We start from the raw sequence: 18,798 nt of genomic DNA, 5'->3' as shown, positions 1-18,798 counted from the left end.
CCGCCCGGGGTCCGGGCCGGTCGGCCGCGCCACTCGTCCGGGGCCCGGGTTGGAGTTCAACAACTCCGCAACGATGTGACGGCTTCCGCATCCGCGCCACCGCACCCGCTCCGCGTCCCGGCGGAGCCCCGGGGGGCCCGGCCGCCGCCGGGGGCCGGGCCGGGCGGGACCTCGCGCGCGGCGCCGGCTGCCCGTGATTCCCGCTGCTGGGGGGCGCGTTGCCGGTCGCGCGCCGGGCAGCGGGCGCTCTCGGAATGTCCGGCCCCGGCCGGCCCGCAGTGGCGCGCCCGGCCCCGCTCCCCGGGCGCCGGGGCCGAACGGCCGGTGAAAATCCGGCCGGTGGGGACCGGGGGCGTGGCAGTCTTGCGCTGATCACGACAACCGCGACCGAAGGACGCCAGCGCCGGTATGAGCACCCCGCCGAATCCGCACAGCACTCCGACCGAGCCGGCCGGTACTCCCGTACCCGAGGCGGCGTCCATACCCGCGCCCGCGCAGCCGCCGTCGTTCGACAAGGCCCCGGCCCCCGCCGCACCCCCGGAAGACGCCACTCCGGCCCCGGCTCCGGAAGACGCGGCTCCGGCTCCGGCCGCCCCGCGGGAAGAGGCGGCTCCGGCCCCGGCCGCACCGCGGGAAGACGCGGCGCCGGCTCCGGCCGCCGCCCCGGCGCCCGCGCCCGTTCCGGCTCCCTCGCCGTTCGCGCCGCCCACCCCGGAGAACCCGGCCCCCTCCCCCTTCGCACCGCCCACCCCGGGGCCGTCGGCCCACCAGGCCCCGGCGTACGGCGCGGTCCCCAGCGGCCCCGGCGGCCCCGGCGCCCCCACCGGCCCCATAGGCCCCGGCGGCCCCGGCGTCCCCGGGAATCCGTGGGCCCAGCCCGGTCCCGGCTACGGCGGCCCCGGTTACGGCGGTCCCGGCTACCCCGGATACCCGCCGGTCTCCCAGCCCGGCAACGGCCTCGCCGTCGCCGCCCTGGTCCTCGGCGTCATCGCCATCCTCATCGGCGTCACCCCGTTCTTCTTCTGGGCCGGCGCCCTCCTCGGCCTGACCGGCCTCGGTCTGGGCATCGGCGGCGTCGCGCGCGCCCGCAAGGGGGCCCCGCGCAAGGCGATGGCCGTCGCGGGAATCGTCCTCGGCGCCCTCAGCCTGGGCGCGGCCACCGGCGGCTTCTTCATCACCGCCGCGTTCGTCGCGGAGGTGGACAAGGAGATCGACCGCCAGGTCGACGCCTCCGACATCTACCCGTCGTACACGCCGCCCGGCTCCAAGAGCACCCCCAAGGCCTCCCCGTCGGACATCCCCGGCAAGACCTCCGCGCTGGAGTGGGGCAAGCCGTTCGTCTACGACGACGGCGTAGAGCTCGTCGTGGCGGGCGCCGCGCCGCAGACCATCGGCAAGAACGCGTACCCCACCGAGCGCGTGGGCCGCGGGGTCAAGGTGACGGTGACGATCGCGAACAAGTCCTCCGCCGCGATCGATGTGTCCAGCGCGCTGCCGAACGCCCGTGACGACAAGGGCAACGAGGTCGAGATGGTCTTCGACGGCAACCTGCCGAAGCTCTTCAAGGGCTCGGTCCTGCCCGGCCAGTCGGTCACCGCGTCCTTCCTCTTCGACGTGCCCGAGGACTCCAAGACCCTGCACTTCGAGATCTCGCCCGGCGGGCTCGCCGACTACGACGACGCGATCTGGAACGGCCCGATCGGCTGATCCGACCGCCCTCGCACCGGCACCGTGAGGCGCCCCCGCCCGGGGGCGCCTCACGTGCGTTCCGACCGCGTCACGACCCGTCTCCCGGCCCCGCGTCCCGGCCCGCGTCCCGAGGCCCTTCCGCCCCGTTTCCCGGCCCGTCGGAGTGGCGTTCCCAGGACATCGCGTCAGTAAGACGATTAGACTGGGCCCGTGCCTCAACTACGCCTCGCCCTGAATCAGATCGACTCGCACGTCGGCGACATCGCCGCCAACGCCGACTCGGTCGTCCACTGGACCCGGCACGCCTGCGAGCAGGGCGCGCACCTGGTGGCGTTCCCGGAGATGACGCTGACCGGGTACCCCGTCGAGGACCTCGCCCTGCGCGGGTCCTTCGTCGAGGCCTCCCGCGCGGCGCTGCGCGAGCTCGCCTCCCGGCTGGCGGCCGAGGGCCTCGGCGAGCTGCCGGTCGTCGTCGGCTACCTCGACCGCACCGAGACGGCCGTGCCCCGGCTCGGCCGGCCGGCCGGCTCGCCGGAGAACGCGGCCGCCGTACTGCACCGGGGGCAGGTCGTCCTGCGCTTCGCGAAGCACCACCTCCCCAACTACGGCGTCTTCGACGAGTTCCGGTACTTCGTACCGGGCGACACCCAGCCGGTCATCAGGGTGCACGGCGTCGACGTGGCCCTGGCCATCTGCGAGGACCTCTGGCAGGACGGCGGCCGCGTCCCCGCCACCCGCGCCGCCGGGGCCGGTCTGCTGATCTCCATCAACGCGTCCCCGTACGAGCGCAACAAGGACGACCTGCGCCTGGAGCTCGTCCGCAAGCGGGCCCAGGAGGCCGGCTGCACCCTCGCCTACCTCGCCATGATCGGCGGCCAGGACGACCTGGTCTTCGACGGCGACTCGATCGTGGTCGACGCGGCCGGCGAGGTCGTCGCGCGGGCCCCGCAGTTCTCCGAGGGCTGCGTACTCGTCGACCTCGACCTCCCCGCCGCGCGCCCCGACGCCCCCGAGGGCGTGGTCGCCGACGGTCTGCGCATCGACCGCGTCATCCTCTCCGAGGAGCCCGCGGCCCCGTACGAGGCGGCGGTGGCCGGCGGCTGCGCCGACCGGCTCGACGACGACGAGGAGGTCTACGACGCGCTCGTCGTGGGCCTGCGCGCATACGTCCGGAAGAACGGATTCCGATCGGTTCTGATCGGCCTCTCCGGAGGCATCGACTCCGCCCTCGTCGCGGCGCTGGCCTGCGACGCGATCGGGGCGCAGAACGTCTACGGCGTCTCCATGCCCTCCAAGTACTCCTCGGACCACTCCAAGGGCGACGCGGCCGACCTCGCCGAACGCACCGGCCTGAACTTCCGCACCGTGCCGATCGAGCCGATGTTCGACGCGTACATGGGCTCGCTGCGCCTGTCCGGGCTGGCCGAGGAGAACCTCCAGTCCCGGCTGCGCGGCACGATGCTGATGGCGCTGTCCAACCAGGAGGGGCACATCGTGCTGGCGCCCGGCAACAAGTCGGAGCTGGCCGTCGGCTACTCCACCCTGTACGGCGACTCGGTGGGCGCCTACGGCCCCATCAAGGACGTGTACAAGACCGACGTCTTCCGGCTCGCCGAGTACCGCAACCGCGCCGCCGCCGAGCGCGGCGAGACCCCACCCATCCCCCGGAACTCGATCGTGAAGCCGCCGAGCGCCGAGCTGCGGCCGGGTCAGGTGGACACGGACTCACTGCCCGACTATCCGGTGCTGGACGCGATCCTGGCCCTGTACGTGGACCGCGACCAGGGCCTGGAGACGATCGTCGAAGCCGGTTTCGACCGGGAGCTGGTCGCCAGGACCGTGCGGATGGTGGACGCGGCGGAGTACAAGCGGCGCCAGTACCCGCCGGGTACGAAGATCTCCGCCAAGGGCTTCGGCAAGGACCGCCGGCTGCCCATCACGAACGGCTGGCGCGAGCAGGCGTAGCGCCGCCGCTCGCGGGGGGGCGCGCGGGGCGGTGTACCGCTGTCAGGGCTTGACGGTGATGCGGGCGGCGACCGGCAGGTGGTCGCTGCCGGTGCGCGGGAGCGTCCAGGACGCCTCGGGCCTGATCCCGCGGACCATGATCTGGTCGATGCGGGCCATCGGGAACTGCGCCGGCCAGCTGAAACCGAAGCCGTCGCCCGCCGCGCCCTGCGTGGAGCGCATCTGCGAGGTGACCTCCGACAGGGCCCGGTCGTTCATGGTGCCGTTGAGGTCGCCGAGCAGGACGACCTTCTTGAGGGGCTCTGCGGCGAGGGCAGCGCCCAGCGCGTCGGCGCTGTTGTCGCGCTGGTTGGCGGTGAAGCCCGCCTTGAGCTTGACCCGGACGGAGGGCAGGTGGGCGACGTAGACGCCGACCTGGCCCGAGGGGGTGGTGACGGTGGCGCGCATGGCGCGGGTCCAGCCCATCTTGATGTCCACGGGCTCGCTGGAGGTCAGCGGGTACCGGCTCCACACGCCGACGGTGCCCTCCACCGAGTGGTACTTGTACGTGCCCGCGAGGGCCTTCTCGTACACGGGGACCGCGCTCGCCTTCAGCTCGGTCAGGGCCAGGACGTCGGCCCCCGCCTTCGCGACCGACTCGGCGGTCCCGCGCGGGTCGGCGTTGTCGGCGTCGACATTGTGGGTGGCGACGACCAGGTTCCCGCCGCCGCCCGACTTGTCGAAGACCAGTCCGCCGAAGAGGTTCGCCCAGACCACGGCCGGCAGCAGTACCGCGAGGAGCGCGGTCGCGGAGCGGCGCAGGAGCGCGGCGCCGAACAGCACCGGGACGGCCAGGCCCAGCCAGGGCAGGAACGTCTCGATGAGGCTGCCCAGGTTGCCCACGTCGTTCGGCAGGTCCGCGTGGAAGATCATGACGAGGGAGATCAGTACGGAGATCCCGGCCAGCACCAGGCCGCGCCGCCAGATGCCCCGGTCGCCGCGGAGCTCGGCCAGCCGGCGCCGGAAGCGGGATTCCGCGGGCTCGGGCTCCGAGCCGCCGTTCCCCGTCTCCGTCATGTACGCCTGTGCCATGCCGCTGCCCTCACTGCCGTGCTCGCGCTCCGTCCCCGCCCCTTGACCCTAGGCGATGCACGGAGCCTTACGTGCCGTACGTCACGACCGCCTGTCGCGGTCGCACGTCCGGGAGGACGAACGGCCGTGCGCCATGGGTTCCGCTTGTCACAAAACGCGCACATTGGATCGCGGGGGCCGGGCGCGCCCGCGTCACCACTTCCGCGCGGGGCGGGGCGGATGTCACCATGGGGGGTGAGTCCGGGGACGCCGTGAGGGCGCCTCGAGATGACACAAGGAGCAGTTGCAATGACGCATGCCGTTTCGCCTGCCCGCGAACCCGCTGCGACGGCCACGCCCGCCGCTTCCCCCGCCGCCTCCTCCGCCTCTCCCACCCTGTACGGCGGTACGGGCACCCGGCGCCTGACCGTCCGCGACCTCACCCTCGCCAAGGAGCGGGGCGAGAAGTGGCCCATGCTCACGGCCTACGACGCGATGACCGCGTCCGTCTTCGACGATGCCGGCATCCCGGTGATCCTCGTCGGCGACTCGATGGGCAACTGCCACCTCGGCTACGAGACCACCGTCCCCGTGACGATGGACGAGATGACCCTGCTGTCGGCGGCCGTCGTACGGGGCACGAGCCGGGCCCTGGTCATCGGCGACCTGCCGTTCGGCTCGTACCAGGAGGGCGCCGTACAGGCGCTGCGCAGCGCCACCCGCCTCGTGAAGGAGGCCGGGGTCGGCGCGGTCAAGCTGGAGGGCGGCGAGCGCTCGCTGCACCAGACGGAGCTGATCGTGCAGTCCGGCATCCCGGTCATGTCCCACCTCGGCCTGACCCCGCAGTCCGTGAACGCCATGGGCTACCGGGTGCAGGGCCGCGGCGACGAGGCCGCGCACCAGCTGCTGCGCGACGCGAAGGCGGCGCAGGACGCGGGCGCCTTCGCGGTGGTGCTGGAACTGGTCCCGGCGGAGCTGGCGGCCGAGGTCACCCGCTCCCTGCACATCCCGACGGTCGGCATCGGCGCGGGCTCGGAGTGCGACGCGCAGGTGCTGGTGTGGACCGACATGATGGGTCTGACCGGCGGGAAACTGCCGCGGTTCGTCAAGCAGTACGCGAACCTCCGCCAGACCATGGGCGACGCGGCGAAGGCCTTCGCCCAGGACGTCGTCGGCGGCACGTTCCCGCAGGAGGAGCACGCCTTCCACTGACGGAGCCGGCCGGCACGGTCCGGCGGCCCCCCGGGGCCGCCGGACCGTCGGGCCGCCTTCCGCCGGGCCGTCGGCGCTCGTCGCCGGCGGTCCGTCGGCCGCCCGTCGGCCGCCCGTCCGGTGGCTGTCGGTGGACTGTCGGTCGTTTGTCAGTGGCGGATGGTCCCATGGTGGGCATGACGCGAAACGACAAGAACCCCAACGCCGTAGAAGTACGGGGGCTGGTCAAGCACTACGGCGAGACCAAGGCCCTGGACGGCGTCGACCTGGACGTCCGCGAGGGCACGGTCCTCGGGGTGCTCGGGCCCAACGGCGCCGGCAAGACCACCCTGGTGCGCTGCCTCTCCACCCTGATCGTCCCGGACGCCGGCACCGCCCGCGTCGCGGGATACGACGTGGTCCGCCAGCCCCGCCAGCTGCGCCGGACCATCGGCCTCACCGGTCAGTACGCCTCGGTCGACGAGAAGCTCTCCGGCTGGGAGAACCTCTACATGATCGGCCGGCTGCTCGACCTCTCCCGCAAGGACGCCCGCCGCCGCGCGGACGAGATGCTGGAGCGGTTCTCGCTGACCGAGGCGGCCAAGAAGGCCGCCATGAACTACTCCGGCGGCATGCGCCGGCGGCTCGACCTCGCCGCCTCGCTGATCGGCAACCCGGCCGTCCTCTACCTGGACGAGCCGACCACCGGCCTCGACCCCCGCACCCGCAACGAGGTGTGGGACGAGGTCCAGCGACTGGTCGCCGAGGGCGCCACGGTGCTGCTCACCACCCAGTACATGGAGGAGGCCGAGCAGCTCGCCGGCGAGCTGACGGTCATCGACCGCGGCAAGGTCATCGCCAACGGCAAGGTCGACGAGCTGAAGGCCCGCGTCGGCGGCCGCACCCTGAGGATCCGCCCGGTGGCGGCCTCGGACCTGCCGGGCATGGCCCGCTCGCTGGCCGAGGCCGGCCTGGACGGCGTGGCCGGATCGCAGGCCGTGCCCGACGAGGGCGTGCTGCTGGTCCCCATCCTGAGCGACGAGCAGCTGACCGCCGTCGTCGGCCTGCTGGCCGCCCGCGGGTACGCCATCGCCGATCTCGGCACCTACCTGCCCAGCCTCGACGAGGTGTTCCTGTCCATCACCGGGCAGAAGCCCGCCTCCTCCGAGGACTCCGTCCCCGCCGACCAGACCGAGGAGGTCGCGGCATGAGCACCGTAACCACGACGAAGCCCGCTCCGACCGCCCCCGGCCCCGCCTCGGGCCCGGCCCGTCAGTCCGGCGAGGGCCGGATCGGCCTGCGGGCCAACCTGCGGCACATCGGCGCCCTGGTGCGCCGCAACGCCCTGCAGATCAAGCAGGATCCGGAGTCGATGTTCGACGTCCTGTTCATGCCGATCATCTTCACGCTGCTGTTCGTGTTCGTCTTCGGCGGCGCGATCTCCGGCAAGGGGAACCAGAGCGACTACGTCAACTACGTGGTGCCCGGCCTGATGGCCATGATGGGCATGAACATCGCGATGGCGGTCGGCACCGGGGTCAACGACGACTTCAAGAAGGGCGTCATGGACCGCTTCCGGTCCATGCCGATCGCCCGGTCGTCCGTACTCCTCGCCAAGATCGTCGTGGAGATCGGCCGGATGCTGGTCGCCATCGCGATCCTGCTCACGGTGGGCTTCATCCTCGGCCTGTCGATCAAGACGTCGGTGCTGGACCTGTTCCTCGCCATCGGCCTGTCCGCCGTCTTCGGCGCCTCGCTGATGTGGATCTTCATCCTGCTCGGTCTGACCATGAAGACCGCGCAGGCGGTCCAGGGCATGGCGATGCTCGTCCTGATGCCGCTGCAGTTCGGCAGCTCGATCTTCGCCCCGCCGTCCACGATGCCGGGCTGGCTGCAGTCCTTCACCGACTACAACCCGCTGTCCAACCTGGCCGACGCCGCCCGCGCCCTGATCAACGGCACGCCGATCGGCGACTCGGTGTGGATGACGCTGGTCTGGTCGCTCGTCATCACGGCGGTCACCATGCCGCTCGCGGTCCGCAAGTTCCGTCAGAAGACCTGATCCGCGCCGGGTGTCGGGCGGGTCGTCCGGATCGCGTCCCGGACGGGCCCCCGGCGGGTGCCGGATCAGAGCAGGGCGGTGGCCTCCTCCAGGGTGAGGCCGCCGCCCTCGGCGTACGCCGCCTCGTACCGCGCGTCGCCCAGCGCCGCCCGCGCCAGCCCCTCGGCGAGGGCGGCGTCCGTGCGCTCCGTGCTGACCTGGAAGTGCCCCGGCGGCAGGTGGGCCCGGTAGGCGCCGAGCAGCCGCGCGGCGTCGTACGGGCGGCACTGGCCTCCCGGTGAGGCCAGGGCCACGGCCGCCGTCAGCAGGAACACCGCGGACAGCTGCGGTGCGACGATCACGGCCATCGGGTCCTGGGCCCGGCCGACACCGGCGCGGACCTGCGCCAGGGCCTCCCCGTACCGGCCCTGCTGGTTGTCGAGCCAGGACAGCATCGCGAGCAGGAACACGTCGAAGACGGCGTACGCGCCGAAGGCGAACTCCTCGCGCAGGGCCTTGATCTGGGCCCGGGCCTCGGGGAACCGCCCGGTGCGGCCGAGGATGCCCGCCAGGAACATGCGGGCGGCGGGCACGGCCTCGTTGCCGTACTGCCGTACCTCGCCGAGGATGCCGGTGAGGATCCTCTCGGCCTCCTCGATCTCGCCGTGCTCGACGAGGGTGCCGGCCATCCGCACCCGGAGCACCGTCACCTGCGCCGGTGCGCCGAGGCGTTCGGCATGCTCGATCGCCTCCAGGAAGTCCTCGGCGGCACAGGCGTACTCGCCGCGCTTCTCCCGGGCCTCGGCGCGGGCGGAGAGGGCCTCGGCGCAGCCCCAGTCGTCACCGAGCTCGCGGAACAGCACCAGGCTCTCCTCGGCGTCGCGGGAGGCGTCGCCGGCCCAGTCGGCGCGGTTGGCGAGGACGTTGGCGCGCAACTGGAGGGCGGAGGCCAGCTCCCAGCGGTAGCCCAGCGCGCGGGCGGTGGCGACGGTCTCGTCGACGACGCGCTGGAGCAGCGCGGCGTCGCCGGCGATCATCACCGCGTAGATCCACAGGTTGCCCGGGGTCCGGCAGGTCTGCGGGAGGCCGGGGCGGTAGGCGGAGATCACCCGGTCGATCCGGGCGCGGACCTCGGGGGTGCTCCAGTCGGCGCTGTTCTGGTCGCGCGAGGTCAGTTTGAGCATCTGGATGCCGCGCCAGCCGTCCGTCAGCAGCTCACCGCTGTAGGGGGGCGGGGTGTCGACGATCCGCTCGTGGACCGGCCGGGCGGGGGCGACGGGCGGCGCGAAGGGGTCGGGGCCGAGGGCGGCGGCCGCCTCGGACCAGTGCCGGGACTCGGTGCGCAGGTCGTGCATGTGCCAGTACCAGGCCAGGGCGTGGACGAGGCACATGACCTCGCCGGCCTCGCGGAACGCGACGGCCCGGCGCAGGGCGGTGCGGAGGTTCTCGTACTCGGTGGCGGTCCGGACGGCGGCGGCGCGCTGGTGGTGTCCGCGCATCAGTGGTTCGGTGGTGCGGGCGAGCTCGCGGTAGTGCACGAGGTGGCGGCGCTCGGTGGCCTCGCGGTCGCCGCCCGCCTCGGCGAGGCGCTCGGCGGCGTACTCGCCGACCGTCTCCAGCATGCGGTAGCGCATACCGCTGCCGTCGGGGGACGGTTCGGCGAGGACCAGCGATTTGTCGACGAGTGAGCCGAGGACGGCGGCGACGTCGGGGACACCGAGGCCGGAGGGCTCGCCCCGGGGGTCCGGCGGCTCGCCGCCGCGGCCTGCGTGGGCGTCGTCGGCGTCGTCGGCGTCGGCGTCGGCGTCGGCGGGCGGGATGTCCGCGGGTACGGCGTCCGCAGGCCGGGGCCGGGTGGAGGGGGCATCCGCGCACACCGCCTCGGCGGCGGCGAGGTCGCAGCCGCCGGCGAAGACGGAGAGCCGGCGCAGTACCGTGCGCTCGTTCGCGTCGAGCAGGTCCCAGGACCAGTCCACGACGGCGCGCAGCGTCTGCTGGCGGGGCAGCACCGTGCGGGCCCCGTTCGTCAGCAGTCGGAACCGGTCGTCCAGCCGGTCCGCGATCTGGCGCGGCGTCAGCAACCGCAGCCGGGCCGCCGCCAGTTCGATCGCCAGCGGCAGGCCGTCCAGACGCCGGCAGATCTCGGCGGCCGCCGCCGGGTCCTGGGCCGTACTGAACCCCGGCCGCGCCGCCGCGCCGCGATCCCCGAGCAGCCGCAGCGCCACCGGGTCCGGGAGCGGCTCCACCGGGCGCAGCGACTCCCCGGGCACGCCCAGCGGCTCCCGGCTCGTCGCCAGGATCCGCACTCCCGGGCACCGCGTCAGCAGCCGCTCCGCGAGCTCGGCCGCCGCGCCGACCACGTGCTCGCAGTTGTCGAGCAGCAGCAGGAGCCTGCGCCGGGCGCAGTGCTCGGCCAGGCGGTCCAGGGAGGTGTCCCCGGTCCGGTCGGTCAGGGCGCGCATCTCCTCGGCGGAGGCGCCGCGCAGCTTGGTCTCGCGCGCGCCGAGGGCGGCGAGCGCCGCCTCGGCGACGTCCTCGGGGTCGTCGACGGGGGCGAGCTCGACGAGCCACACGCCGTCGGGCCAGGCGGCGGCGCAGGCCTCGGCGGCCTCCTGCGACAGCCGCGTCTTGCCGGCTCCGCCGGGCCCGAGCAGGGTGACCAGCCGGGCGCGGGCGAGGTCCTCGCCGATGGCGCGAATGTCGTCCTCGCGCCCGACGAAGGTGGTCAGCCGGGCCCGCAGGTTGCCCCGCGCGCCCGTCTCGCCCTGGCCGGGCGGTACGGGTCCGGCGGCGTCCGGCGGCCTGTGCGGCCCGGCCTCCCCGGCGGGCGCGGCGGGCGCTCTGGCGGCGGACGGGGAGAGCAGCTCGGCGTGCAGGGCGCGCAGGGCGGGACCGGGGTCCGCGCCGAGCCGGGAGGCGATGTCGCGGCGGACGGTCTCGTACACGGCCAGCGCCTCCGCCGGGCGGCCCGCGTCGCGCAGCGCCCGGACGCGCAGGGCTTGCAGGGGCTCGTCCAGCGGCAGCCGCGCGCACAGGGCGGCCAGCTCCGGCAGCGACCGTTCCGCCTCGCCCAGGGCGAGGGCGGCGGCGAGCCGGCCCCGGCGCGCGTCCATCCGTACCGCCTCCCAGCGCGCGGCCTCCGCCGCGGGGTCGGGGAGGTCCGCCAGGGCGGGCCCGTGCCACAGGGCGAGGGCGTCGTCGTACAGGGCGTGGGCCTTGGCCGGGTCCCCGTCGGCCAGCGCCTCCCCGCCGGCGCGGGCCAGCCGCTCGAAGCGGTACAGGTCCACGTCCTCGCGCTCGGCGACCAGCAGGTACCCGCCGCCCGCGGCCGAGCGCACGGCCTCGCGTCCCAGCGCCCGCCGCAGCCGTGCGACCAGCGCCTGGAGGGCGGCCGGGGCGTCGGCGGGGGCTTCGTCGTCCCACACGTCGGCGGCCAGCAGTTCCGCGGAGACCGCCCGTCCCGGTCGCAGCGCGAGCGCTGCCAGCAGCGCCCGCAGGCGTGCTCCGCCGACGGCGACAGGGGTTCCGTCGTCGCGGATGGCCTGGGTGGTGCCGAGGATCGTGTAACGCACCGGCCCATTGTCGCTGGCCGGGTCCCCGGACCCGAACCCATTTCCGCCCGCCGCGGGATAGGTTCGCCGCATGGGTCATGAGGGCGGTCGCGGCGAGCGGCGGATCAGTTCGGTTTTCGTGGGGATCGTCGCGGTCATGGCCGTCACGGGCTGGGCGGTGTGGACGGGGTACGCGACGAGCACGGGGCTCGCCGTGTTCCTCTTCGTGACGTCGGCGTGGATCGTGTCCCTGTGCCTGCACGAGTACGCGCACGCCCGCACCGCCCTGCACAGCGGCGACCTGTCGGTCGGCGCCAAGGGCTACCTGACGCTGAACCCCCTGGCGTACACGCACGCCCTGCTGAGCATCGTGCTGCCGGTGCTCTTCGTGATCCTGGGCGGGATCGGCCTGCCCGGCGGCGCGGTGTACATCGAGCGCGACCGGATCCGGGGCCGCTGGAGGCACAGCCTGATCTCGGCGGCGGGCCCGCTGACGAACGTGGCGTTCGCGGTCGTGTGCACCGCCCCGTTCTGGCTGGACGCCCTCGACGGCGTCCCGCGGCCCTTCCGCTACGCGCTCGCCTTCCTGGCCCTGCTCCAGGTCTCCGCGGCGATCCTGAACTTCCTGCCGGTGCCGGGGCTGGACGGCTACGGGGTGATCGAGCCCTGGCTGTCGCACCGGGTGCGGCGCGAGGTGGCGCCGCTGGCGCCGTTCGGCCTGCTCGCCGTGTTCGCGCTGCTGTGGATCCCGGCGGTCAACGGCTTCTTCTTCGACGTGGTGTACGCCGTCCTGTCGGCCCTGGGGGTGGGGGACCTGGAGTCGTACTGCGGCCGCGACCTCTACCGCTTCTGGCAGGACACCGAGGGCCTCTGCGCGACGGACTGACCGCCCGCCCCGCCCGCGTCGCGGCAGGGTCTAGGACGCGGCCGACCCGGCGGCGGCCTTCTCGGCCTTCGCCTTGCGGATGAAGTACCAGGCCATGTTGGACGTGAGGCCGGCCAGCAGCACCCACACGATCCCGAGGAAGCTGCCCTCGACGAAGGCGACGACGGCCGCGGCCACGGCGAGGACGCACACGACAACGGCGAAGACGGCAAGGCGGGGCATGGGGAGAGCTCCTCGAAAAAACTGAACGGGGCCGAGCCCCTCCAGTGTCCCCCATGCCCCGCAGTGCTGCCGTAAGGACGCCGCGCTCCCGCCGGCCGGTCCGTTTTCCCCTTCGCCTGATCGTCCGTGCCGTGCGGCGATACGGTTCGCGCACCACGCGCGTCACCGTGCGCGCGGCAGGACGACGCCCCGGCCTGCTCGACCGCGACGGACGACGCCGGGTGACTGGGGGGAACACATGCAGGAGATCCCGAAGGGCGCGAACGTCAGTCTGACCGCCCTCAGCGACGACGCCGGCTCCGTCGTCGTGAGCCTGGGCTGGACCAGCGCCTCCGGCGCCGGTGACGCGGACGTGTCCGTGCTGCTCCTCGACGCGAGCGGCAGGATCCGCGACGAGAACGACTTCTACTTCTACAACAACCCCGCGGCCGCGGACGGCAGCGTGCAGCTCCTCGGCAAGACCCCGACCGACAGCGGTGACGAGGACCGCATCGGCGTGGACCTGACGGCCGTACCACCGGACGTCGAACGGATCGTGGTGGCGGCCAGCCAGTACGGCGGCGCCCGGTTCGGCGACCTCGACGACCTGCGGATGACCGTCGCGGACCGGTCCGGTGAGCCCCTGGTGGGCTTCTCCATCGACGACGCGGGCGCGGAGACGGCGTTCATCTTCGGCGAGCTGTACCGGCGGGGCGAGGAATGGAAGTTCCGGGCGGTGGGCCAGGGGTACGAGACGGGCTTGGCCGGCCTGGCCACCGACTTCGGCATCACGGTCCTGGAGGAGGTGGACGAGCCCGACGCCCTCGCGGAGCCCGTCCGGGGGTCGGAGGAGGCGGGCGGGCCCGTCGGGGCGCCCGGGGCGCCGGACCTGCCCGCCGGGTCGGAGTCCGGGTCCCCCGCCGGGCTCGTTCCGTCGGTCACCGCCGACGCCTCCGTCGACGCCTCCGTCGACACGGCCTCCGCCACCGCGACGGCGACGGCGACGGCCACCGTCGACACGGTCACCGTCACCGCCGCCGCGACCGCGGCCACGGGTGCCGCCGCCACCACGGTCACAGCCACCGCTGCCGCTGCCGCCGTGCCCGCGCAGACGCGCGGCCGCGGCCCGCGCACGACCAGGAAGAAGGTCACTCTGCCCAAGGTGGCCCCGAAGTCCCTCGCGGAGAACGAGTCCTGGCGTCCGGCCCGGCTCTTCCCCGCCCCGTCCCTCAAGAGCGACGCGGAACGCGAGGTACGGGCCACCTCGGTGCTGCTGTCGGTGATGGAACAGGTCCCCGAGCTGGGTCGGCGGCTCACCGCCGCCTTCGGAGCCCCCGCGGGCCGGATGCAGACCTTCACCGAGGTGTCGCTGCCCCACGGCGACTCCCCCAAGCGTCCGGACGGTGTCATCCGGGTGGAGCGCGCGGGCAAGCTGTGGACGGCCCTCGTGGAGACGAAGACGAACGGGCACCCCCTCAGGGCCGAGCAGGTGCAGCAGTACATGGACATCGCCGCGCGCCGCGGCTACGAGGCGGTGATCACGCTCTCCAACGACGTGGCGCTCGAAGGGGCCTCCATGGTCGACGTCAAGATCGACGGGCGCCGCAAGCACAAGGTCAGCCTCTGGCACCTGTCGTGGGCCGAGGTCGCGCACCAGGCGCAGATGCTGATCCGTCACGAGGGGGTGGGCAACGCGGCCCATGCCTGGCTCCTCCAGGAGCTGCTGGAGTACCTCCAGCACGAGAACTCGGGCTGCCACGGCTTCCAGAACATGGGCCCGGCGTGGGTGCCCGTGCGCAAGGGGGTCGAGGACGAGACGCTCAGCCTCGGTGACGCCCGCGCCGTGGACGTCGTGGAGAGCTGGGAGCGGCTGATCCGCCAGGTCTGCCTGCGGCTCGGCGGAGACCTCGGCCAGAAGGCCCTGCCCGTGCAGCGCGCCCGCCGCGGCACTGACCCGCGGTCCCGGCGGGTCGCCGCGGCGGAACGGCTGTGCGCGGAGGGCACGCTCACGGCGGAGCTCCGCGTCGACGGCACGAGCAGTGTGATCGCGGTCAGCGCCGATCTGCGGACGGGCAAGGTGCGCACCTCCGTCGACGTGGCCGCCCCCGAGGGGGCGTATCCGCTGACGACGGCGAAGCGCCTCGTCCGGCTGCTGACCGAGGCTCCCGCGGATCTGCACGTGCAGAGCCTCGTGGAGACGGGGCACGGACCGCGCGGCACCCTGGAGCGGCTGCGTCCGGAGCCGGGCGACCTGCTGCCCGCGGACGGTTCCCCCCTCACCGGGTTCCGGCTGTCGCTGATCAAGGGGATGGGCAGCAGCCGCGGCAGCACGGAGTCCGGATTCATCCGCAGTGTCGACGACGCTGTGGAGCGCTTCTACCACGGGGTCGTGGCGCAGCTCGCCGTCGGCGGGGGGCGCTCCGGCCGTCGCGGCTGACGGACGCGGGGCCGCCGGGGACCGTACGTGCCGGCCGGGCGGGGCTTGCCCCCCGCCCGGGCGGCGGTCAGAGATCCGTGAGGCGCAGGCCCGCGTGGGCCTTGTAGCGGCGGTTGGTGGAGATGAGGTTGGCGACGAGGGACTCGACCTGGCGGGCGTTGCGCAGGCGGCCGGCGAAGACGCCGCGCATGCCCGGGATGCGGGCGGCGAGGGCCTGGACCACATCGGTGTCCGCGCGGGATTCGCCGAGGACCATGACGTCGGTGTCGATCTCGTCGATCGACGCGTCCTGGAGGAGGACCGCCGAGAGGTGGTGGAAGGCCGCGGTGACCCGGGAGTCCGGGAGCAGGGCCGCGGCCTGCTGCGCCGCGCTGCCCTCCTCGACCTGGAGGGCGTACGCGCCCTGCTTGTCGAAGCCGAGCGGGTTGACGCAGTCCACGACGAGCTTGCCGGCGAGGTCCTCGCGCAGGGCTTCGAGGGTCTTGGCGTGACCCTCCCACGGCACGGCGATGATGACGATGTCGCTGCGGCGCGCGCATGCGGCGTTGTCCTCGCCCTCGACGCCCAGGCCCAGTTCCTCGGCGGCGGTGCGCGCGCGGTCGGCGGCGCGGGAGCCGATGATCACCTTCTGTCCGGCGCGGGCGAGCCGGTAGGCGAGGCCGCGGCCCTGGTCGCCGGTGCCGCCGAGGACGCCGACGACGAGGCCGGAGACGTCCGGGAGGTCCCACGGGTCCTTGGCCGGCGGCTTCTGCGTGCTGTCTGAGGAAGTCATGGGGGCGAGGGTATAGGCGGGGCGCGCGGAGTCGAACGGTCGGCGGGCACCTTCTGCGCCGGGGGTCCGGCGGAGAGGCGGGGAAGGGGACGGCTCGCGCGGCGGCCGCTGGTGTGCGGGCGGGCGGGGGGCTCGCGGCGAACCGGTCCCGTACGTCCCGCCCATGGGGCAGGATGCCCGCATGGATGCCGTGAGGGTCGCCCTGTTGCGCGAGGTGCTCGCCGGTACGCAGTGGCCGGGCGCGGCACGCCGTTTCGCCGGCTCGCTGCGCCGGGCCGTCGTACCGGCCGGCGGGAACCTGCTGCTGGTGGGGACCGAGCGGTACGAGCCCTGGCACCTGGCGGCGCACCTGGTGGACGAGGCCGCCTGGTCGGGGCTGCCGGAGCTGGCGCCCACCCTCGTACGGCACCGCGTACGGGCCGGGGAGCCGCCGCACCTGTCGGTCGGGTTGAGCCGCCTGGAGGCGGCCCGGCGCGGGCACACGGTGCTGGTGGTGGCGCCGCAGGAGCCGGGCGCCCGGTTGCTGGAGCGGGTGCACGACGCCCGGCGCGCGGGGGCGACCGTACTGTCCCTGGACGGCGGGGACGGGGATCTGGGCGCCCTCGCGCACGAGGCCCTGTCGGTGGCGCGGGGCACCGCCGAGCTGGACCTCGACACGGTGCAGCACCTGGTCAGCGCGGCGGCCGGGGAGAACAGCCTGCCGGTGCGCCGCGGGCCGGGCCGCTTCCGCGACCGGCTGGCGCGGCTGGCCGACCAGCTGACCGCGCCGCCACCCAGCCGCTGGTAGGCCGCGGGGGCGGGTCGCGTGGGGTGAGCCGCCGGGGGGGCCGATCCCGCGCGTCAGGACGTCGGAACGCCAGGACCTCGGGGCCTCAGGACCTGTCGCGCAGGGTGTCAGGACCTGTCGCGCAGGGCCTCAGGGCCTGTCCGGCAGGGCCGCAATGCCTCAGGGCGTCGTGCCCTCGTCCCCCTCGCGCGTCTTGTCGCTCCACTGGGGGTCGTTCTGCCATTCGAGGTTGCGTTCCTGGGCCGTCTCCATGGCGCGGCTCGCCTCCTCGGGGCTCCCGTAGGGGCCGAACCGGTCCTTGGCCGGGCACTCCGGGCCTTCCTCGACCTTGTTGTGGACCAGGCAGTAGTACCACTCGCCCGGTTTGCCCACCTGACGCTTCTTGAACAGGGCCATCCTGTCGGGCTCCTCTCGATACCGCTTCTGTCGCCATGCTGCCCCATACCCGCTGGATACACTCGCTTGCATGTCTGGCCAGTCGCTGCTCGTACCAGGCGAGCTTTCTCCCGCCCGTTCCGTTCCCGGAAACATCCGCCGGCCCGAGTACGTGGGCAAACCCGCGCCCACTCCGTACACCGGACCGGAGGTGCAGACGGCCGAGACCATCGAGGCCATGCGCACCGCCGGCCGGATCGCCGCCCAGGCGATGGAAGAGGCCGCCAAGCTGATCGCGCCGGGGGTGACCACCGACGAGCTGGACCGGGTCGCCCACGAGTACATGTGCGACCACGGCGCCTACCCGTCGACGCTCGGATACCGCGGCTACCCCAAGTCCCTGTGCTCCTCCGTCAACGAGGTCATCTGCCACGGCATCCCCGACTCCACCGTCCTGCGGGACGGCGACATCGTGAACCTCGACGTGACCGCGTACATCGGCGGGGTGCACGGGGACAACAACGCCACCTACCTGTGCGGGGAGGTGGACGAGGAGTCGCGGCTGCTGGTGGAGCGGACGCGCGAGGCGCTCAACCGGGCCATCAAGGCCGTCAAGCCGGGCCGGCAGATCAACATCATCGGCCGCGTCATCGAGTCGTACGCCAAGCGCTTCGGCTACGGCGTCGTCCGGGACTTCACCGGCCACGGCATCAACTCGTCCTTCCACTCCGGCCTGATCGTCCCGCACTACGACAGCCCGCACGCCACCACCGTCATCGAGCCCGGGATGACCTTCACCATCGAGCCGATGCTGACCCTGGGCACCCACGAGTACGACATGTGGGAGGACGGCTGGACCGTCGTGACCAAGGACCGCAAGCGCACGGCCCAGTTCGAGCACACCCTGGTCGTGACCGACGCGGGAGCGGACATCCTCACCCTGCCGTGACGCCGTGCCCGGGCCGGGGGGCCGGGCGGCCGTACGCCGCGTGGCCGTCCGGTCGCGCACGGCGCGGATTTTTTACCGACAGGACGTCGGGAACACATTGACTTAGGCATGCCTAAGTAGGAAGATCGGGCATGGCGGTACTGCCGCCGCGCCCGATTCCCCCTTCCTGGAGGTCCGTCTTGGACGCCTTCTCTACGCTCATCCGCGTCGCGTCGCACGAGCAGCACACGGAGGCCGAGACGTCGACCTTCATGAGCGACCTGCTGGGCGGACGACTCGGCGTGGACGCCTACACCCGCTACACCGAGCAGCTGTGGTTCGTGTACCGGGCCCTGGAGGACGCGGCCGAGTCCCTCAGGAACGACCCGGTGGCCGGACCGTTCATCCAGCCCGAGCTGATGCGCGTCGCCGAGATCGAGCGCGACCTCGCCCACCTGCTGGGCCCGGACTGGCGCGAGTCGGTTCTCGCGCTGCCCGCCACCGAGGCGTACGCGGCCCGGGTGGCCCAGTGCGCCGCCGAGTGGCCGGGCGGGTACGTCGCCCACCACTACACCCGCTACCTGGGCGACCTCTCCGGCGGCCAGATCATCCGGGACAAGGCCGAACGCACCTGGGGCTTCGAGCGCAAGGGCGACGGCGTCCGCTTCTACGTCTTCGCGGAGATCTCCAACCCGGCGGCCTTCAAGCGGACCTACCGCGAGCTGCTGGACGCCATCGCGGCGGACGACCTGGAGAAGCAGCGCATCATCGACGAGTGCAAGCGCGCCTTCGACTTCAACGGCGCGGTCTTCCGCGAGCTGGGCGAGCAGTTCCGCCTGAGCGCGTAGCCCGCGCGGGAGTGCCCGCACCGTCTTCCCGGGGGCCGGGGCCCGGGGCGGGCACGCCACCCGCCGCCCCAGACCCC

15 protein-coding genes are annotated in these 18,798 nt (G+C 73.6%); 10 read left to right on the top strand and 5 right to left on the bottom strand.

All coding sequences use genetic code 11. From position 1 onward, the window contains the following. The first annotated feature begins 408 nt into the window (after positions 1–408). Together ACFWUQ_RS20255 and ACFWUQ_RS20250 are read left to right on the top strand one after the other, a co-directional pair. On the top strand, positions 409–1,707 hold the full coding sequence (locus ACFWUQ_RS20255; RefSeq protein ID WP_384539684.1) for a DUF4352 domain-containing protein: 1,299 nt from the start codon (positions 409–411) through the stop codon (positions 1,705–1,707). A gap of 192 nt (positions 1,708–1,899) precedes the next feature. Further along, positions 1,900–3,654, top strand: coding sequence for an NAD+ synthase (locus ACFWUQ_RS20250; protein WP_384539682.1), 1,755 nt, complete (start codon positions 1,900–1,902; stop codon positions 3,652–3,654). Positions 3,655–3,696: 42 nt separating this feature from the next. Here ACFWUQ_RS20250 and ACFWUQ_RS20245 read toward each other — a convergent pair whose 3' ends face one another. Next, entirely contained in the window at positions 3,697–4,725 is a 1,029-nt protein-coding gene (locus ACFWUQ_RS20245) for an endonuclease/exonuclease/phosphatase family protein (RefSeq protein ID WP_384539679.1), read from the bottom strand. Between the two features lie 288 nt (positions 4,726–5,013). Between ACFWUQ_RS20245 and panB the strand changes: the two genes are divergently transcribed. From panB to ACFWUQ_RS20230, 3 genes are all read left to right on the top strand, one after another. After that, positions 5,014–5,916: a 3-methyl-2-oxobutanoate hydroxymethyltransferase gene (gene panB, locus ACFWUQ_RS20240; protein ID WP_384539676.1), complete on the top strand. Its 903-nt coding sequence runs from the start codon at positions 5,014–5,016 to the stop codon at positions 5,914–5,916. Between the two features lie 167 nt (positions 5,917–6,083). Continuing rightward, positions 6,084–7,106 carry an ATP-binding cassette domain-containing protein gene (locus ACFWUQ_RS20235; RefSeq protein WP_384539673.1) on the top strand — a complete coding sequence of 341 codons (1,023 nt, stop codon included), beginning with the start codon at positions 6,084–6,086 and terminating at the stop codon, positions 7,104–7,106. Further along, positions 7,103–7,957, top strand: coding sequence for an ABC transporter permease (locus tag ACFWUQ_RS20230; protein ID WP_384539670.1), 855 nt, complete (start codon positions 7,103–7,105; stop codon positions 7,955–7,957). Before ACFWUQ_RS20235 ends, ACFWUQ_RS20230 begins: the two co-directional genes overlap by 4 nt. A gap of 65 nt (positions 7,958–8,022) precedes the next feature. Here ACFWUQ_RS20230 and ACFWUQ_RS20225 read toward each other — a convergent pair whose 3' ends face one another. Further along, complete coding sequence (locus ACFWUQ_RS20225) at positions 8,023–11,508, bottom strand: BTAD domain-containing putative transcriptional regulator (RefSeq protein ID WP_384539667.1); 3,486 nt, start codon at positions 11,506–11,508, stop codon at positions 8,023–8,025. A 70-nt stretch (positions 11,509–11,578) separates the two neighbouring features. On the opposite strand from ACFWUQ_RS20225, the gene ACFWUQ_RS20220 reads away from it, so the two are divergent. After that, positions 11,579–12,373 (top strand): site-2 protease family protein, encoded by a 795-nt coding sequence (locus ACFWUQ_RS20220; protein ID WP_384539664.1) that lies wholly within the window; start codon positions 11,579–11,581, stop codon positions 12,371–12,373. 30 nt (positions 12,374–12,403) lie between these two features. On the opposite strand, the gene ACFWUQ_RS20215 is transcribed toward ACFWUQ_RS20220, so the two are convergent. After that, the gene (locus ACFWUQ_RS20215; protein WP_384539662.1) at positions 12,404–12,595 is read right to left on the bottom strand and encodes a hypothetical protein; all 192 of its coding nucleotides are present in this window, start codon (positions 12,593–12,595) and stop codon (positions 12,404–12,406) included. Positions 12,596–12,833: 238 nt separating this feature from the next. Between ACFWUQ_RS20215 and ACFWUQ_RS20210 the strand changes: the two genes are divergently transcribed. Then, on the top strand, positions 12,834–15,011 hold the full coding sequence (locus ACFWUQ_RS20210) for a TerD family protein (protein ID WP_384539659.1): 2,178 nt from the start codon (positions 12,834–12,836) through the stop codon (positions 15,009–15,011). 67 nt (positions 15,012–15,078) lie between these two features. Here the strand turns inward: ACFWUQ_RS20210 and npdG are convergent, their stop codons facing one another. Beyond that, positions 15,079–15,783, bottom strand: coding sequence for an NADPH-dependent F420 reductase (gene npdG, locus ACFWUQ_RS20205; protein WP_384539656.1), 705 nt, complete (start codon positions 15,781–15,783; stop codon positions 15,079–15,081). 181 nt (positions 15,784–15,964) lie between these two features. On the opposite strand from npdG, the gene ACFWUQ_RS20200 reads away from it, so the two are divergent. Continuing rightward, complete coding sequence (locus ACFWUQ_RS20200; protein ID WP_384539653.1) at positions 15,965–16,570, top strand: hypothetical protein; 606 nt, start codon at positions 15,965–15,967, stop codon at positions 16,568–16,570. A gap of 159 nt (positions 16,571–16,729) precedes the next feature. Here ACFWUQ_RS20200 and ACFWUQ_RS20195 read toward each other — a convergent pair whose 3' ends face one another. Then, positions 16,730–16,966, bottom strand: a complete 237-nt coding sequence (locus ACFWUQ_RS20195) for a hypothetical protein (protein ID WP_384539650.1) — start codon at positions 16,964–16,966, stop codon at positions 16,730–16,732. A gap of 70 nt (positions 16,967–17,036) precedes the next feature. Between ACFWUQ_RS20195 and map the strand changes: the two genes are divergently transcribed. After that, positions 17,037–17,894, top strand: coding sequence for a type I methionyl aminopeptidase (map, locus tag ACFWUQ_RS20190; protein WP_384539648.1), 858 nt, complete (start codon positions 17,037–17,039; stop codon positions 17,892–17,894). A gap of 179 nt (positions 17,895–18,073) precedes the next feature. Next, complete coding sequence (locus tag ACFWUQ_RS20185) at positions 18,074–18,721, top strand: heme oxygenase (biliverdin-producing) (RefSeq protein ID WP_384539646.1); 648 nt, start codon at positions 18,074–18,076, stop codon at positions 18,719–18,721. Positions 18,722–18,798 lie beyond the last annotated feature (77 nt).

Source organism: Streptomyces sp. NPDC058662 (assembly GCF_042716255.1).
Taxonomy (GTDB): domain Bacteria; phylum Actinomycetota; class Actinomycetes; order Streptomycetales; family Streptomycetaceae; genus Streptomyces.
This window is presented reverse-complemented; position numbering and strand designations above follow the sequence as displayed.

Excerpts from the sequence above, each read along its gene's own strand:
- ACFWUQ_RS20255 (WP_384539684.1), top strand. The coding sequence starts at position 409 with ATGAGCACCCCGCCGAATCCGCACAGCACTCCGACCGAGCCGGCCGGT.
- ACFWUQ_RS20245 (WP_384539679.1), bottom strand. The coding sequence starts at position 4,725 with ATGGCACAGGCGTACATGACGGAGACGGGGAACGGCGGCTCGGAGCCC.
- panB (WP_384539676.1), top strand. The coding sequence starts at position 5,014 with ATGACGCATGCCGTTTCGCCTGCCCGCGAACCCGCTGCGACGGCCACG.
- ACFWUQ_RS20235 (WP_384539673.1), top strand. The coding sequence starts at position 6,084 with ATGGTGGGCATGACGCGAAACGACAAGAACCCCAACGCCGTAGAAGTA.
- ACFWUQ_RS20230 (WP_384539670.1), top strand. The coding sequence starts at position 7,103 with ATGAGCACCGTAACCACGACGAAGCCCGCTCCGACCGCCCCCGGCCCC.
- ACFWUQ_RS20220 (WP_384539664.1), top strand. The coding sequence starts at position 11,579 with ATGGGTCATGAGGGCGGTCGCGGCGAGCGGCGGATCAGTTCGGTTTTC.
- ACFWUQ_RS20215 (WP_384539662.1), bottom strand. The coding sequence starts at position 12,595 with ATGCCCCGCCTTGCCGTCTTCGCCGTTGTCGTGTGCGTCCTCGCCGTG.
- ACFWUQ_RS20210 (WP_384539659.1), top strand. The coding sequence starts at position 12,834 with ATGCAGGAGATCCCGAAGGGCGCGAACGTCAGTCTGACCGCCCTCAGC.
- npdG (WP_384539656.1), bottom strand. The coding sequence starts at position 15,783 with ATGACTTCCTCAGACAGCACGCAGAAGCCGCCGGCCAAGGACCCGTGG.
- ACFWUQ_RS20200 (WP_384539653.1), top strand. The coding sequence starts at position 15,965 with ATGGATGCCGTGAGGGTCGCCCTGTTGCGCGAGGTGCTCGCCGGTACG.
- ACFWUQ_RS20195 (WP_384539650.1), bottom strand. The coding sequence starts at position 16,966 with ATGGCCCTGTTCAAGAAGCGTCAGGTGGGCAAACCGGGCGAGTGGTAC.
- map (WP_384539648.1), top strand. The coding sequence starts at position 17,037 with ATGTCTGGCCAGTCGCTGCTCGTACCAGGCGAGCTTTCTCCCGCCCGT.